12 protein-coding genes are annotated in these 14,423 nt (G+C 71.2%); 8 read left to right on the top strand and 4 right to left on the bottom strand.

Annotation, left to right across the window (positions count from 1 at the left end; genetic code table 11):
* The first annotated feature begins 87 nt into the window (after positions 1-87).
* Both BIV04_RS13660 and BIV04_RS13655 read left to right on the top strand, forming a co-directional pair.
* Complete coding sequence (locus BIV04_RS13660) at positions 88-1,521, top strand: helix-turn-helix domain-containing protein (RefSeq protein WP_071256925.1); 1,434 nt, start codon at positions 88-90, stop codon at positions 1,519-1,521.
* A complete protein-coding gene (locus BIV04_RS13655; RefSeq protein WP_071256924.1) occupies positions 1,511-1,963 on the top strand; it encodes a DUF6314 family protein in 453 nt (150 codons plus the stop codon). The genes BIV04_RS13660 and BIV04_RS13655 overlap by 11 nt, the downstream gene beginning before the upstream one ends.
* A 118-nt stretch (positions 1,964-2,081) precedes the next feature.
* Here the strand turns inward: BIV04_RS13655 and BIV04_RS13650 are convergent, their stop codons facing one another.
* Positions 2,082-2,330 (bottom strand): glutaredoxin domain-containing protein, encoded by a 249-nt coding sequence (locus BIV04_RS13650; protein ID WP_043594734.1) that lies wholly within the window; start codon positions 2,328-2,330, stop codon positions 2,082-2,084.
* A gap of 249 nt (positions 2,331-2,579) precedes the next feature.
* Between BIV04_RS13650 and BIV04_RS13645 the strand changes: the two genes are divergently transcribed.
* Together BIV04_RS13645 and BIV04_RS13640 are read left to right on the top strand one after the other, a co-directional pair.
* Positions 2,580-4,094, top strand: coding sequence for an MFS transporter (locus BIV04_RS13645; protein WP_177174826.1), 1,515 nt, complete (start codon positions 2,580-2,582; stop codon positions 4,092-4,094).
* 276 nt (positions 4,095-4,370) lie between these two features.
* Positions 4,371-9,806, top strand: coding sequence for an S-layer family protein (locus BIV04_RS13640; protein ID WP_071256922.1), 5,436 nt, complete (start codon positions 4,371-4,373; stop codon positions 9,804-9,806).
* Between the two features lie 143 nt (positions 9,807-9,949).
* On the opposite strand, the gene BIV04_RS13635 is transcribed toward BIV04_RS13640, so the two are convergent.
* Entirely contained in the window at positions 9,950-10,966 is a 1,017-nt protein-coding gene (locus tag BIV04_RS13635) for a YafY family protein (protein ID WP_071256920.1), read from the bottom strand.
* Positions 10,967-11,044: 78 nt separating this feature from the next.
* Here BIV04_RS13635 and BIV04_RS13630 point away from each other — a divergent pair, with 78 nt between their 5' ends.
* The 4 genes from BIV04_RS13630 (at position 11,045) to BIV04_RS13615 (ending at position 13,450) form a co-directional block, all read left to right on the top strand.
* A complete protein-coding gene (locus BIV04_RS13630; RefSeq protein ID WP_071256919.1) occupies positions 11,045-11,497 on the top strand; it encodes a VOC family protein in 453 nt (150 codons plus the stop codon).
* A 175-nt stretch (positions 11,498-11,672) separates the two neighbouring features.
* Entirely contained in the window at positions 11,673-12,368 is a 696-nt protein-coding gene (locus BIV04_RS13625; protein WP_071256917.1) for a YafY family protein, read from the top strand.
* Positions 12,369-12,465: 97 nt separating this feature from the next.
* On the top strand, positions 12,466-12,840 hold the full coding sequence (locus BIV04_RS13620) for a VOC family protein (protein WP_071257029.1): 375 nt from the start codon (positions 12,466-12,468) through the stop codon (positions 12,838-12,840).
* A gap of 175 nt (positions 12,841-13,015) precedes the next feature.
* The gene (locus BIV04_RS13615) at positions 13,016-13,450 is read left to right on the top strand and encodes a hypothetical protein (RefSeq protein WP_071256915.1); all 435 of its coding nucleotides are present in this window, start codon (positions 13,016-13,018) and stop codon (positions 13,448-13,450) included.
* Between the two features lie 56 nt (positions 13,451-13,506).
* On the opposite strand, the gene BIV04_RS13610 is transcribed toward BIV04_RS13615, so the two are convergent.
* Positions 13,507-13,743, bottom strand: a complete 237-nt coding sequence (locus BIV04_RS13610) for a hypothetical protein (RefSeq protein WP_071256914.1) — start codon at positions 13,741-13,743, stop codon at positions 13,507-13,509.
* A gap of 283 nt (positions 13,744-14,026) precedes the next feature.
* Positions 14,027-14,221, bottom strand: a complete 195-nt coding sequence (locus tag BIV04_RS17540) for a PLDc N-terminal domain-containing protein (protein ID WP_369825327.1) — start codon at positions 14,219-14,221, stop codon at positions 14,027-14,029.
* Positions 14,222-14,423: the final 202 nt, after the last annotated feature.

Below are 14,423 nucleotides of genomic sequence, written 5' to 3'. Positions count from 1 at the left end.
CGCTCTCTTGATCTGCAGATGCCCGGTGCGTAAAGATCAGGTGTTCTTTCGCGATCGTCAAAGAAGACCGCCCGAGAGGGGTGCCCCGTGGTCGATGCCGACCCCCTGCTGCTCGGCCAGGCGGTGCGGCACGCCCGCACGGCCCGTGGCCTGACCCTTGACCAGCTCGCGGCGCGGGTCGAGGTCAGTGCCAGCCAGCTGTCGCTGATCGAGACAGGTCGTCGCGAGCCCAAGATCGGGCTGGTCCGAGCGCTGGCGACGGCCCTCGACGTGCCCCTCGCGACGCTGCTGGCCGCCGAGCCGCCGAGCGAGCGGGCGGCCCTCGAGATCGAGCTGGCTCAGGCGCAGCGCGGGACGCTGTACCGGTCGCTCGGCCTGCCCGACGTGAAGGCGAACAAGGGCATGAGCACGCCGGTGCTGCAGACGATCCTCGGGCTGCACCGCGAGCTCGCCCGCCGGCACAGCGAGGCCAGCGCCACCCCCGAGGAGGCGCGGCGGGCGAACACCGAGCTGCGGCTCTGGATGCGCGGGCGCGACTCCCACCTGCCCTACGTCGAGGAGGCGGCGGCCGACCTGCTCCGCACCGTGGGCCACACCTCGGGCGCCCTGTCGCACAGCAGCGTGAGCCGCATGGCCCGCAGCCTGGGGCTCGAGATCATGCACGTCTCCGACTTGCCGCACTCGGCCCGCTCGGTGATCGACCTGGCCAACGGGCGCATCTACCTGCCACCCGCCTCGATCCCGGGCGGTCACGGTCTGCGGGCGCTGGCCCTGCAGGCGATGGCGCACCGTCTGCTCGGCCACGAACGGCCCTCGACCTACGCCGAGTTCCTCAAGCAACGGCTCGAGATCAACTACTTCTCGTCGGCCTGCCTCATGCCGCTCGGTGCGGCGGTCGAGTCGCTGCAGAAGGCCAAGGCACAGCGCGACCTGTCGGTCGAGGACTTCCGCGACGGCTTCGGCGTCACCCACGAGGCGGCCGCGATGCGAATGAGCAACCTGCTGACGTCGCACCTCGGCATCCGCATGCACTTCCTGCGGGTGACGGGCGACGGCGCGATCGCCAAGGCGGCTGAGAACGACGGGCTGCCCCTGCCGACCGACGTCACCGGGGCCGTCGAGGGGCAGCTGGTCTGCCGCCACTGGGCCGCGCGCACGGCCTTCGCCCGGACGAACCGCACCACCGAGCACTACCAGTACGACGACACCCCGGCCGGCACCTTCTGGTCGGCGTCGCAGACCGGCACGACCGAGCACGACGAGTTCTCGATCACGGTGGGCGTGCCGTTCGCCGACGCGAAGTGGTTCCGCGGACGCGACACCGAGCGTCGCGAGACCTCGACCTGCCCCGACGAGTCGTGCTGCCGTCGTCCTCCGGCCGGACTCACGGCGAGGTGGCGCGACGCGGCCTGGCCGAGCGCCCGCCTGCACGCGCACGTGCTGGCACCGTTGCCGTCCGGCACCTTCCCCGGCGTCGAGGACACCGAGGTCTACGAGTTCCTCGACCGGCATGCCGGCTGAGACGCTCGCGCTGCTGCTCGGCCGGTGGGCCGTCACGCGCGAGATCGACGACCACCGCACCGGCGAGCGCGCCCGCTTCGACGGGACGGCGACGATCGAGGAGGCGCGGGCGGGTTCCGACCTCGTGGCGACCTACGACGAGGCCGGCGAGCTCGTCGTGGCCGACCGGCGGACGCCCGCCACCCGGCGGCTCGGCTACGCGGCCCGGGGTGACGGCTCGCTCGACGTGCGGTTCGCCGACGGCCGGCACTTCGTCGACCTCGACCTGCGGTCGGGGGCCTGGGAGGCGCACCACCCGTGCGCACCGGACAGCTACCTGGTCGAGACCCGGGTGCTCTCGCCGGTGTCGTTCAAGGAGCGGTGGACGGTGCGCGGCCCGGCGAAGTCGTACGACGCGCTCACGACGTACGAGCGGCTGCCGACGCACCCCGCCACGAACTGAACAACCCGCCACACGTTTGCGTGGCGGGTTGTCTACTTCGTGGCGGAGTGGCGGGCCGGCGCGCGGAGTGGCGAGTCGGCGCGGGGTGGAGGGTCTGCTGCGGCGCGGCGGTGCCGGGCTAGAGCTTGGCGGCGAGCTCGGCGTCGGTCGGCTCGACCAGGTGGCTGCCGTCGGGGAACACCACGACGGGGATCTGCGTGCGACCGCTGACGGCGTAGGCGCGGTCGGCCCCGTCGGCGACGGCCTCGAGGTCGACGTAGTCGTAGGCCACGCCCTCACGGTCGAGCAGCGCCTTCGAGCGGCGGCAGTCACGGCACCACTCGGCGCCGAACATCAGGATGCGGTCGGGGGCGGTGTCGGTGCTCATGGCGACCAGGGTACGCGCGGTGACGGGGCGCGGGCACGCCACCCGCGCCTCCTCGTCCTCGACGGGCGGCGACGATCGCCCGATCGCCGCTCGCCGCTCGCCGCGAGCGAACGGCGTTCGGTTTCTCGTTCGGGGGCCTTGCGAGCCCCGGGGGGTGGCATGTCACACTGGATGAGCGCCCTCGTCGTGGAGTGGCAATCCCCCCAATCCACCCGCCAGCAGCATGGCCCGCGACGAGTGTGCTGCATCGTGCAGACCGGGGTCGACCACGAGTCGGCCGCCGACGTCCACGATGCCCCCGACGAGATCATCGTCGTGCGCACGCGCCACGGGCCCGGAGGCAATCCCGTGACCGACACCCTTCAGCGCCCGCCCGAGACCTCGAGCACGCCCGCCGTGCGTACGCCCGCCGCGGGCACGTCCGCCGCCGCGCCTCCCCGACGCTCGTCGACCGGGCACCCGCGCGACACCCGCCCCACGCCTCAGCCGCACCGCCTGACCGCCTCGGGCGTCGTCGGCATCGCCGTGCTCGGCCTGGCGACGTTCTTCGCGATCACCACCGAGCTGAGCCCGGTCGGACTGCTCTCGACCATGAGCGCCGACCTCGGCGTGAGCGAGGCGCGGATGGGCGTCGTCGTCACGGTCTACGCCGTGGCCGTCGCCGCGCTCGCCCTGCCGCTCACCTGGGCCACCGCGCGGTTCCCCCGCAAGGCCGTGCTCGTCACGACCCTGGTCGGCTACACGGCCTCGAACCTGATGGTCGCGCTCGCGCCGAGCTTCGGCGTGCTGCTGACCGGCCGCGTGGTCGGCGGCATCGCGCACGCCCTGTTCTTCTCGGTGGCGTCGGCCTACGCGACGCGCATCGTGCCGCCGCGCCTGGCCGGACGCGCGATCGCGTTCGTCTACTCGGGCAGCTCGCTGGGCTTCGTCGTGGGCGTGCCGCTCGCGACGACGGTCGGCGACCAGCTCGGCTGGCGTCCCGCCGTGGGCGCGGTCGCCGTCGCCACCGCGGTGCTGGCCGTCGTGGCCGCGCTGTTCCTGCCGCACGTCCAGGGCGAGTCGTCGCCGCACGTCGGTTCGGTGCGGTCGTGGGCGCGCTCGGGACTGTTGGCCGTGGTCGTGGCCGACCTCATGCTCTTCGCCGGTCACTACGTCGTCTACACCTTCATCGGTCCGTACCTGACGGGAGCCGGCCTCGGCGAGGACCTCGTCGGCGGCGCCCTGCTCGTGCTCGGCGGTACGGGCGTGGTCGGCCTGCTCGCGGCCGGCGCGTTCGTCGACCGGGCCCCTCGCCAGACCCTGATCGTCGCGGTCGCCGTGATGATCGGCGCCCTCGCGGCCCTGCCGTTCGTGCACGGCTCACTCGTCGGCACCTTCGTCGTCGCCGGCCTGTGGATGGCCGCCAACGGCACGACCGGCACCCTCTTCATGGCCGCGGCGATCCGCACGGGCGGGGTCAGCCCGGACATCGCCGGCGCACTGATCAACGCGGGCTCGAACGTCGGCATCGCCGCCGGTGCCGCGATCGGCGGTCAGGTCTACGGGATGTCGGGCCTCGCCACGGTGCCGTTCGCGGCCGCGGCGATCGTCGCGATCAGCCTCGTCGTGATCGTCGCGGGCCGACGTGGGTTCCCGCGGACCGGTCACGCCCAGGCGAACCTGTCGACCTCCTCGCTCGCGGTCATCACGTCGTCGGTGGCGGTCGTCACGACGTCGATCCCGACCGTCGGCCAGGGCCGAGGCGGGCGTCGCCCCCGCCGCTAGGACACCAGGAGGCGCGGGTCGCGTCCTCGGCACCGCGACCCGCGCTCACTCTGCCCTTGTACCCCGATGTCCCCCACAAGGCGGACGAAATCACCCCTGCTCTGGGGACTCCATTCGACAAACAAGAAGCTTTATTGTCGAAACATCCACTTCCGTGGAGCCCCCGTTCCCGTGGGGGCGACGCGCGGGCGCCTGAACCCCCGCGTGTCGAGCAGGACCGACGTCCGACCGGATCCGACCCGGCCGGACGCCCCCACCCGAGGACACCACCAGCCCATGTCGCTTCTCCGCGCCTCCGTGCGCCCCCGTCGTCGCGCCCTCTCGTTCGCGGCCTTCGCCACCGCCTCCCTACTGGCGGCCGTCGCCGTGACGCAGGCCGTCGCGCCGGCACCCGCGCTGGCCGCGGCCGCGCTCTCGTGCGACCAGAACACGATCTACGCCACGGCGGGCCAGGGCCAGTTCGTCGCGATCAACGTCGCCGCGAACACGGTGTCCGACGTGATCGCCGGGTCGGCCACGCCGTTCTCGCCCGCGAACAACGGTCTCGGCGTCGGACGCAACGGCCTCGACGCCTACGCCTTCACCAACGGCCAGGCGAACAACTCGAACGGCAACACGCTCGCACGCTACGACTCGGCGGCCGGTGCGGTCACGACCGTCGCCAACGCCAACCCGTCGGGCGCCCCCGCCTCGACGCTGCGCGGTGCGGTCAACCCGGTCACCGGCATCTACTACTACGCGACCGGTGGCGACCCGGCCACGATCTCGGCCTACGACCCCAAGACCGGTGACAAGATCGGCGTCGTCGGTCGCATCCCCGGCCTGCAGGCCGGCAACGGCGACTTCGCCTTCAGCACGCAGGGGCTGCTCTTCGTCGTGGCGAGCAACGCGGTCTACCGCCTCAACGACGAGACGATCCCGACCACGGCCGGCACCACCTCGCTCGCCGCCACCAAGCTGACCGACCTGCCCACCGGCACCAACAGCCCGGGCATCGCGTTCTCGTCCGACGGCTACCTCTACGTCTCGTCCGGCATGCAGATCATCAAGCTCGACTCGAGCTCGGGTGCCGAGGTCAGCCGCATGACCACGCCGGCGATCAGCAACATCGCCTCGTACACCGACCTCGCGAGCTGCAACTACGCCAACACCCTGACCGGCAAGGCGGATGTCACGGGCCGCTGGAAGTCCGGCGACCAGTTCGCGCTCAAGGTCGACGGCGGCAACCTGTCAGCGCCCTCCACCGCGACGACGTCCGGCAACGCGACCGGGGTCCAGGCCCAGAAGGCCGGCGCCGCACTCGCTATCCCGGCCCGCACGTACACCGTCTCGCAGACGGCGGGCAACAGCACGACCCGCCTCGCCGACTACTCGACCACCTACCGGTGCGCGAACGTCAACGACGACGCGACCGTCGCCTCCGGCTCGGGCAACACCGCGCAGTTCTCGTTCCCCGCCGCGACGAGCGCCGACGGCACCGACGTCGTCTGCACCTTCGTCAACACCGTCTCGGCGTCCTCGGCCGCAGCCTCCGACGACTCCGGGACCACCGCCTCCGGAACCACCCTGACCGTCGGCGCCCCCGGCGTCCTCTCCAACGACGCCGGCACCGACCTGACCGTGACGTCGAACACGCAGCCGGCGAACGGCCGGGCCACCGTCGCGGCCGACGGCTCGTACACCTACACGCCCGCGAAGGGCTTCTCGGGCACCGACACCTTCCAGTACACGACGACCGACGGAGGCGGTGGCACGTCGACCTCGACGGTCACGATCACCGTCACCCCGGCCGGCAGCGACGACGTCGCGACCGCTCGCGCCGGCCAGGCCCTCGTGGTCGACGCCGCCTCGGGCGTGCTGTCGAACGACTCGGGCAGCGGTCTGACCGCCGCCGTCGCGACCGGACCCTCGCACGGCTCCCTCGTACTCGGCCGGGACGGCTCGTTCCGGTACGTCCCGGCGGACGGCTTCTCGGGCACCGACACCTTCACCTACACGGCGACCGACACCGAAGGCCGGAGCACCACGAGCACCGTGACGCTCACCGTGCTGCCCACCGCCGTCGACGACACGGCCACCGCGGTCGCAGGGACCCCGACGACCATCGCCGGCAGCGCCCTGACCGCGAACGACGACGGCATCGACACCAAGGTCACCGCCGTCGGGACGCCGGGTCACGGCACCGCGTCGGTCACCCCCGCGGGCGACGTGCTCTACACACCGGCCGACGACTTCTCGGGCACCGACACCGTCGACTACACCGTCACCGACGGCAACGGCGGCACCGACACCGGCACGGTGACCGTGACCGTCGCGCCTCGCGCCTCGGCCGACACCGTCGACGCCGTCGCGGGCTCGCCCCTGGACGTGCCCGCCGGGCGTGGACTGCTCAGCAACGACGGGGGCAGCGGCCCGCTCAGCGCGGCGCTCGCCACGGCCCCGACGAACGGCACCGTCGTCGTCAACCCCGACGGCTCGTACGTCTACACGCCGGTGAAGGGCTTCTCGGGCACCGACACCTTCACCTACACGCTGACCGACACGAACGGCGTGACGAGTACCGGGACGGTCACCGTCGCCGTCGCCCCGAAGGCCGTCGACGACACCGTCACCGTCGTCGCGGGTGGCAACGCTCACGTCGACGGTCCCGGCGTCCTCGGCAACGACCTCGGCACCGGCCTCAGCGCCGCGATCGTGACCGGCCCGCAGCACGGCACCGCGACCATCGCCCCGAACGGCGAGTTCGGCTACACGCCGACGCCCGGCTTCTCGGGCACCGACACCGTGACCTACCAGGCCACCGACGCCGCCGGCCGCACCGCGACGGCGACGGTGACGATCACCGTGAAACCGGTGGCCGTCGACGACGAGGCGACCACGCCGAACGGCACCACGGTGACCACGCCCGCCTCGGCCGGACTGCTCGCCAACGACCTCGGCACCGGGCTGCGCGTGACCGACCACGGCACGCCCGCGCACGGCACCGTGACGGTCGACCCGGACGGCACCTGGAGCTACACGCCGGATGCCGGCACCTCGGGCACCGACTCGTTCGAGTACCGGGTGACGGACGCCGCAGGGCAGACCGCGACGGCTCGCGCCTGGGTCGTCGTCGGCGACCTGGCCATGGCCGACCGGGGCACCGCGACCGCCGGTCGCGACCTGACCGTGCCGGCGAAGGACGGCCTGCTCTCGAACGACCGCGGCACCGGCCTGACGGCCGCGCTCGACGGAACCCCGCGTCACGGCGACGTGACCGTCGCGAAGGACGGTTCGTACGTCTACACCCCGACGAAGGGCTTCTCGGGCACCGACAGCTTCACCTACACCGCGACCGACGCCGAGAACCAGACGAGCACGGGCATCGTGACGATCGTCGTCCTGCCCGACGCCGTGGACGACACGACCTCGACGAAGGCCGGCACCCCGGTCACCGTCGCGGCGCCCGGCGTGCTCGGCAACGACCTCGGCACCGACCTGCGCGCCGAGCTCGTGGAGGCCCCGGCGCACGGCACCGCGACCATCGCGGCCGGCGGCACGATCAGCTACACGCCCGCCGACGGCTTCTCGGGCACCGACCAGCTGACCTACCGCGCCACCGACGCGTCCGGTGGGTCGGACGTCGCCACGGTGACGATCCACGTCGGACCGATCGTCGTCGACGACTCCCCCGCGGGCGGCACGACGGCCGACCAGCCCCTCGTGGTGGACGCCGACCACGGCGTGCTCGCGAACGACAAGGGCACCGGCCTGACCGCCGTCGTCACCGACCAGCCGAAGGCCGGCACGGTCACGATGGCACCCGACGGCTCGTACACCTACACGCCGAAGCCCGGTACCTCGGGCAAGGACTCGTTCGGCTACGAGGTCACGGACGGCAACGGTCAGACCGGCACGGGCATCGTGACGATCGTGGTCAGCCCCAAGGCCGCCCCCGACGTCGCCACGGTCGTGGCCGGTGACCGTGTCACGGTCGCCGCACCGGGTGTGCTCGGCAACGACGTCGGAACCGGCCTGACCGTCACCGCGGCGACCCCGGCCGCGCACGGGACGGCCACGATCGCGCCGGACGGCACCGTCGACTACACACCGGCCCCCGGCTTCTCGGGAGACGACATCGTGGTCTACACGGTCGGCGACCGTGACGGCGGCAGCGCCACGGCGACGGTCACCGTCACGGTGACGCCCCGCGCCCTCGACGACCGCTACTCGACGCCTGCCGGCACCGCGCTCTCGGTGCCCGCCCCGGGTCTGCTGGTGAACGACCTCGGCACCGGCCTGACCGTGACGGGCGTCGGCACCCCGGCGCACGGCACGATCGACACCCGGTCGAACGGGTCGTTCGTCTACACGCCGGTCGCCGGTTTCTCGGGCACCGACCGGGTCGAGTACACCGTGACCGATTCGGCCGGCCGGTCGACGAAGGCCACCGCGACCGTCGTCGTCGGTGCCGTGGCCGTCGACGACACCGGCAGCACGCGCGCCGGCACCCCGCTGACCGTCGACGCCGCGCACGGCCTGCTCTCGAACGACGCGGGCAGCTCGCTGACCGCGACGCTCGACGCGTCGCCGACGCACGGCCTGGTCGAGCTCGCTCGCGACGGCTCGTACGTCTACACGCCGAAGGCCGGCTTCTCGGGCACCGACGCGTTCACGTACACGGCGACCGACGGTGAAGGACAGACCCGCACGGGCGCCGTCACCATCACGGTGCTGCCGACGGCGGTCGACGACGCGGCCTCGACGCCGGCCGACACGATGCTGACCGTCGACGCCCCGGGCGTGCTGGCCGACGACCTCGGCACGGGCCTCCGCGTCACCTCGACGGGCCCCGCCGCTCACGGCACGGTCACGATCGACCCCAGCGGTCGCCTGGTCTACGCGCCGACCGCCGGGTACTCGGGGAAGGACCCCGTGACGTACACGGTCACCGACCGCGACGGCGGCACCGCGACCGCCACGGTCACCATCACCGTGCGCGTCAAGGCCGTGAACGACTCGAACAGGACGATCGCCGGCAAGCGACTCGTCTCGGGCAGGGTCGGCGGAGTGATGCGCAACGACGACGGGTCGGCCCTCTGGGTCGCCCTGGCGTCCGAGCCGTCGCACGGCACCGTGTCGCTCGACCTCGACGGCGCATACGACTACATGCCGAACGCCGGCTTCGTCGGGGTCGACACCTTCGACTACACGGCGACGGACGAGGCGGGACAGACCGCCCGCGCGACCGTGGACATCACGGTGCTGGGCGCGGCCGTCGCAGTCGACGACGAGCAGCGCGGCACGACCGACCACCCGGTCACCGTCGACGTCACGGCGAACGACGCCCCCACCGAGGGCGCGACCTTCGACCGCGGCACCGTCGTCATCGTCGACCCGGCGACCGGTGACGGGGTCAGCACGCTGACCGTGCCCGACCAGGGCACCTGGACGGTCGTCGACGGCGACGTCGTCTTCACCCCCGCGGCGGGCTTCGACTCGAAGGCCTCGGCGCAGTACCGCGTGACTGACACGGCCGGCGAGACGGTCCAAGCCGTCGTCACGGTGTCGTTCCCGATGATCCTGTCGGCGACGCAGCTGGCCTTCACCGGCAGCGCGTCGGTGCTCGGCATCGCCGCGATGGCCCTGCTCGGGGTCGCGCTCGGCCTGGCGCTCTCGCGTCGCGGTCGTCGCGTGGTCGGCCCGATCCGCGGTCGCCGCCGGGCCGAGTAGCCCTCGCCACACCGACGTCCCCGTCCGCTCACCCCTCCTCCCGAGGCGGCGAGCAGGCGGGGACGTCCGTCGCGCAGGAGGCGCGGTGCGAGTCCCCGAGGACGACGACGCGAATTCTGCGACCTGGCCCGTGGGCTGAGCCGCTAGCGCTGGCTCGTCGCGGCGTACCGCTCGGCGAGGGCGGCGAACGCGTCCGCCAGTTCTGGTGGACCGAGCACGTCCATCGCCACGTCGAACCGCCCGAAGGACGCCGCGAGCGAGCCCCACGACCAGGAGCCCGCCTCGAGGGTGCACCGCTGGTCGTCCACCGCGATCACGGTTCCGTCGCCGGCGAACGGCAACACGTCGTGTGCCGGCAGGTGCAGGACGACGGTGCCGCGGCAGGCCCACTCGTCGACGTCCGACCCCTTGAAGCGTGCCGACACGAAGGCGTCGACGTTCCCTCCCGGGACGGCCCTCGGAGTGAAGCGGGGCCCGTTCGGTGTTCGCGGGCGAACACGGTCGACGCGGTGGAGCCGCCAGTCGTCGCGGTCCAGGTCCCATCCGACGAGGTACCAGCGGCCGTGGGACGCGACCAGGTGGTGCGGCTCGACACGGCGGGGCGGGCGGAGCTCTCGACCTCCACCGACCGCTTCGTCGTCACCCGCGGCATCGCGTGCCGGGTAGTCGAAACGGAGGGTCTCGTGGTCCCTGATGGCGTCGGACACCGTCACGAGTACGTCGAGGGAGACGGGGTTCGGGGGCGCGTCGCCGGGACGCCCGACGGTGGTGACGTGCAGGGCGTCGAGGCGATGACGCAGCCGGGAGGGCATCACCTGCCGGATCGTGGCGAGGGCACGGATGGCGGCCTCGCCGATGCGGGCATCGATGCCGGGTGCGGTCTGCAACGCCACGGCCAGGGCGAGGGCCTGGTCGTCGTCGAACAGCAACGGGGGCAACTCGCTGCCGGCGTCCAGTCGGTAGCCGCCGTCGACGCCCATCGTGGCGTGGATGGCGTAGCCCAGCTCGCGGAGTCGGTCGACGTCCCGGCGCACCGTTCGGTCGCTGACGTCCAGACGTTCCGCGAGAAGCGACCCCGGCCAGTGCCGCCGGGTCTGGAGCAGGGACAGCAGGTTCAGCAGGCGCGAGGTCGTCGTCACGGTGCTGACCTTATGCGCCATCTAGGCCAGAACCTGACCTACAGGGGCGGGACGCTTGACCCGTCGAGCCGCACCGGCCCGATCGACGAAGGAGCAGAGATGACCATCCAGACGACCACCCACCTCAACTTCCGTGGCGACGCGCGCCAGGCGCTGGAGTTCTACCACTCAGTGTTCGGCGGCCACACCGTCGTCAACACCTACGCGGACTTCGGCATGCCGGCCGAGGTGCCCGGCTCGGACAAGGTCGTGTTCGGCCTCGTCGCCGCCGAGAACGGCTTCCGCGTCATGGGTTACGACATCCCCGGCGAGACCGAAGGACCGATCGCCGGCGGCGGTTCGACCCGCCGGGAGAACGGCATCACCATCACCGACCAGGCCCTTTTCGTCTCGCTCGGCTCGGACACCCTCGAAGAGCTCCGGGGCTACTGGGACGCCCTCGCGGTGGACGCCGTGATCGTCGAGCCGTTGGCCGCGTCGGCGTGGAGCTCGGGCTTCGGCATGCTGACGGACCGGTTCGGTGTGACCTGGAGCATCAGCGTCACCGCCTGACGCCCGCCCCGCAGCCGCTCGGGTCGCGGCACGGGCACGGCCCGCCCGTGCCGCGGCCCCTCTTCCCCGGCCACCCAGGAATTCCTTCGTCAGAAGGACGTGACGTCCTCGCCCCACTCGTCAGCGGCCGATCTGCCGACATGGTTCCGCGAGCGACCTGGCGGATGATGGGTCGGTGAATCGGACCGATCGGCTCTATGGCCTCGTGGAGGAATTACGTGCCGTGTCACCGCGGCCACGAAGCGCGCGTCGTCTCGCGGAACGGTTCGAGGTGTCGGTGCGCACGATCGAGCGGGACCTCGCTGCGTTGCAGCAGTCGGGCCTACCGATCTGGGCAGAGCCCGGCCGAACCGGTGGGTACGTGATCGACGCGTCAGCGACGCTCGGTCCAGCGGCGTTCACGGTGGACGAGGCCCTCGCAGTGCTGATCGGGCTCGGATCCCTTCGACACAGCCCGTTCCGGCAGCCCGCCCAGACCGCCGCCCGGAAGTTGCTCGCGGTCATGCCGGACCGGGACGCTGCACACGCCCGCGCGCTCGCGTCTCGGGTCCATTTCCTGGAGGACGAGGATGACACGGTCGTGCCGGCCGAGTTCGCGGCGGCCCTCCGTGCGGACCGTGTCGTGCGGCTTCGGTACCGGGACGCCAGCGGTGCAGACTCCACCCGAGACGTCGAACCGTTGGGGTCGATCGGGAAGGACCGGCAGTGGTACCTGATCGCGTGGTGTCGACTCCGCGACGGGGTGCGAGCGTTCCGGGGAGACCGGATGCTCTCGGTCGAGGTGACCGACGAGCGCCCGCCCCGACGAACGCTGCGATCAGAGGACCTCGCGATTCCCTCCGGGCGGCTGCGATCCGTCATCGACGACTGATCCGCGACCGGCGATTGCCGGAATCACCGACAGGACGCTGTCGCGAGGCTCGGTGACGCTGATGCTCACACCTCGTCAGCTCCTCGAGAGGAACCCCATGTCATTCACCTCCATCCGCATCGTCACCGACGACGTCGACGGCCTCGTCGCCTTCTACGAGCAGGTCACCGGCCAGCAAGCCGAGCGCCCCGTACCGGCCTTCGCCCAGTTCAGCGGCCCGGGCGCGAACCTCGCGATCGCGAGCACCGCCACCGTCGCCGTGCTCGACGGCGCACTGGCCCCTGCGACGAACAGATCCGTGCTCATCGAGTTCGAAGTCGCTGACGTCGACGGCGAGTTCGCCGAGCTGCAGCCCAAGGGTGAGGACGTCGTCCTCGAACCGACCACGATGCCGTGGGGCAACCGGTCCGCACTGTTGCGCGACCCCGACGGCAACGTCGTCAACCTGTTCAGCAAGCCCGCCACGAACTAGCGCCGGTGGCGTCCGGACGCCGATCGGCTATCGGGCAGCGCAAGCAGGTCCAGAGCTGCGGCTCGTCCCGCAAGATGGACGATGATGAGACGTGATCTTCCGCAGACGGCAACTGCAGCCGGGAAGCCCGCCCACGTCAGGTGATACAGGGCCGGTCATCCCGCGAAGCGCGGCCGTGCCACGTTTCGAGACATGGCCTGACGCCGGTATCGGCGGACGCATCGGGCGGGGTGACTACGCGGGCTGCTGGGTTGTCGCGGAGTGCGACCAGGTCCCGTTTCTTTCGCCGTTCGAGTATCACCTGATGCTGCCGGCCACCGAGCTCCTCAAGGAAGACGGTTCCTTCCTCCTCGTCTCTGGATGCGAGGACCGATTGAACCCAGACGGCGGCGGTCTCATCGACCTCCTCACCGACGAGCTAGGCGTGGCCTGGAGCACTGAACGCGCTGACTACCTCGCTGCCCTCGACGCTTGGTCTGAAGACCTGGAGCATCGCATCGATGAGGAGAGGAAGCAGCAGGGCCTCCGACCCTTCGACTGGGCCGCCCCCGGAGGGGCACGCAGACATGGCCGCTGGTGGCAGGGCTGGCTGAGCTCCCGACGACCGTAAGCTCGGCCCTATAAGCGATCGGCTATCGGGCGCCTACAGCCGAAGGAGAGGTCGCCTCATAACCAGCGAAAGAACAGCTGCTCCAGCACGTTCTTCGCTACGCCAACTGGCCCGCTGACCGGTTCGCCGCTGTCCTTGCCAATGGCCCGCAGCAACGCCGCCTGCGCGTCGGCATATTCCTCGGCCTCCTCCTCGGTGAACTGGCCAGGGGCGGCACTTTTACTCGCGCTCAGAGACTCCAGCTGCTTGAGGCTGTACTTGTAGCCAACGGGCTGGGGAGCGGATTCGATCATTTGCTGAAGCTCGAGATCGGATCGGCGGCCCCCTGGATCGGTAGCAGCACGAATGAGATCAGTCAGGCCTTGGAGGCTCGCCTCTGATCCGCCTGATCTGAACTGAACTCGGCGCGCACGACTACACAAGTCGTACATCAATCCCTCATCCATGAAGCCCCCTTCGATACAGCTGAGCTTGGCAGAACGAGCCCCTGAGAAGAACAAGGCACAAGACAGAGCAGCAGATTGCGGAACCATGCGAGTCAAGAGCCGATCGTTCACCGGGCCTGACAATGGGCGGTCAGAGCCGCCGCGGGGATGACTTCCGTGCATCCCCACCGAGCACGAGCCATGCGAGGGCAGTAACGGCCGGCACAACAAAAGCACAAACAACCCACAAGGCCTTGGCGCGATCAGAAAGAGACGATCGGAGCACAGTCACCAGCGTCCACACCACCGCCAAGATCGACCCCGCGATGACCGCAACCCAGAACATGTCGTAGCCAGCCGGAAAGAAAACGGCCTCCCCCTCCGTTGCAAGAGCGATACCCAGGGAGAGACGTCGGTTCACAGGCCCACCGTAAGTGGGGCATTCCGAGAAGTCGAGCTAGATCACACTCGTCAGCTTCACAAGGCCCGCTGGCGGATCCCCTATTGGGACTCCTGATTGCGGCCCTTTGCACCGAGGTGGAGTCTGG

Source organism: Frigoribacterium sp. MCBA15_019 (assembly GCF_001864945.1).
Taxonomy (GTDB): Bacteria; Actinomycetota; Actinomycetes; order Actinomycetales; family Microbacteriaceae; genus Frigoribacterium.
This window is presented reverse-complemented; position numbering and strand designations above follow the sequence as displayed.

What these genes read in the sequence shown, in the direction of transcription:
- BIV04_RS13655 (WP_071256924.1), top strand. Translation starts at nt 1,511, where the DNA reads ATGCCGGCTGAGACGCTCGCGCTGCTGCTCGGCCGGTGGGCCGTCACG.
- BIV04_RS13650 (WP_043594734.1), bottom strand. Translation starts at nt 2,330, where the DNA reads ATGAGCACCGACACCGCCCCCGACCGCATCCTGATGTTCGGCGCCGAG.
- BIV04_RS13640 (WP_071256922.1), top strand. Translation starts at nt 4,371, where the DNA reads ATGTCGCTTCTCCGCGCCTCCGTGCGCCCCCGTCGTCGCGCCCTCTCG.
- BIV04_RS13635 (WP_071256920.1), bottom strand. Translation starts at nt 10,966, where the DNA reads ATGGCGCATAAGGTCAGCACCGTGACGACGACCTCGCGCCTGCTGAAC.
- BIV04_RS13630 (WP_071256919.1), top strand. Translation starts at nt 11,045, where the DNA reads ATGACCATCCAGACGACCACCCACCTCAACTTCCGTGGCGACGCGCGC.
- BIV04_RS13620 (WP_071257029.1), top strand. Translation starts at nt 12,466, where the DNA reads ATGTCATTCACCTCCATCCGCATCGTCACCGACGACGTCGACGGCCTC.
- BIV04_RS13610 (WP_071256914.1), bottom strand. Translation starts at nt 13,743, where the DNA reads ATGATCGAATCCGCTCCCCAGCCCGTTGGCTACAAGTACAGCCTCAAG.
- BIV04_RS17540 (WP_369825327.1), bottom strand. Translation starts at nt 14,221, where the DNA reads ATGTTCTGGGTTGCGGTCATCGCGGGGTCGATCTTGGCGGTGGTGTGG.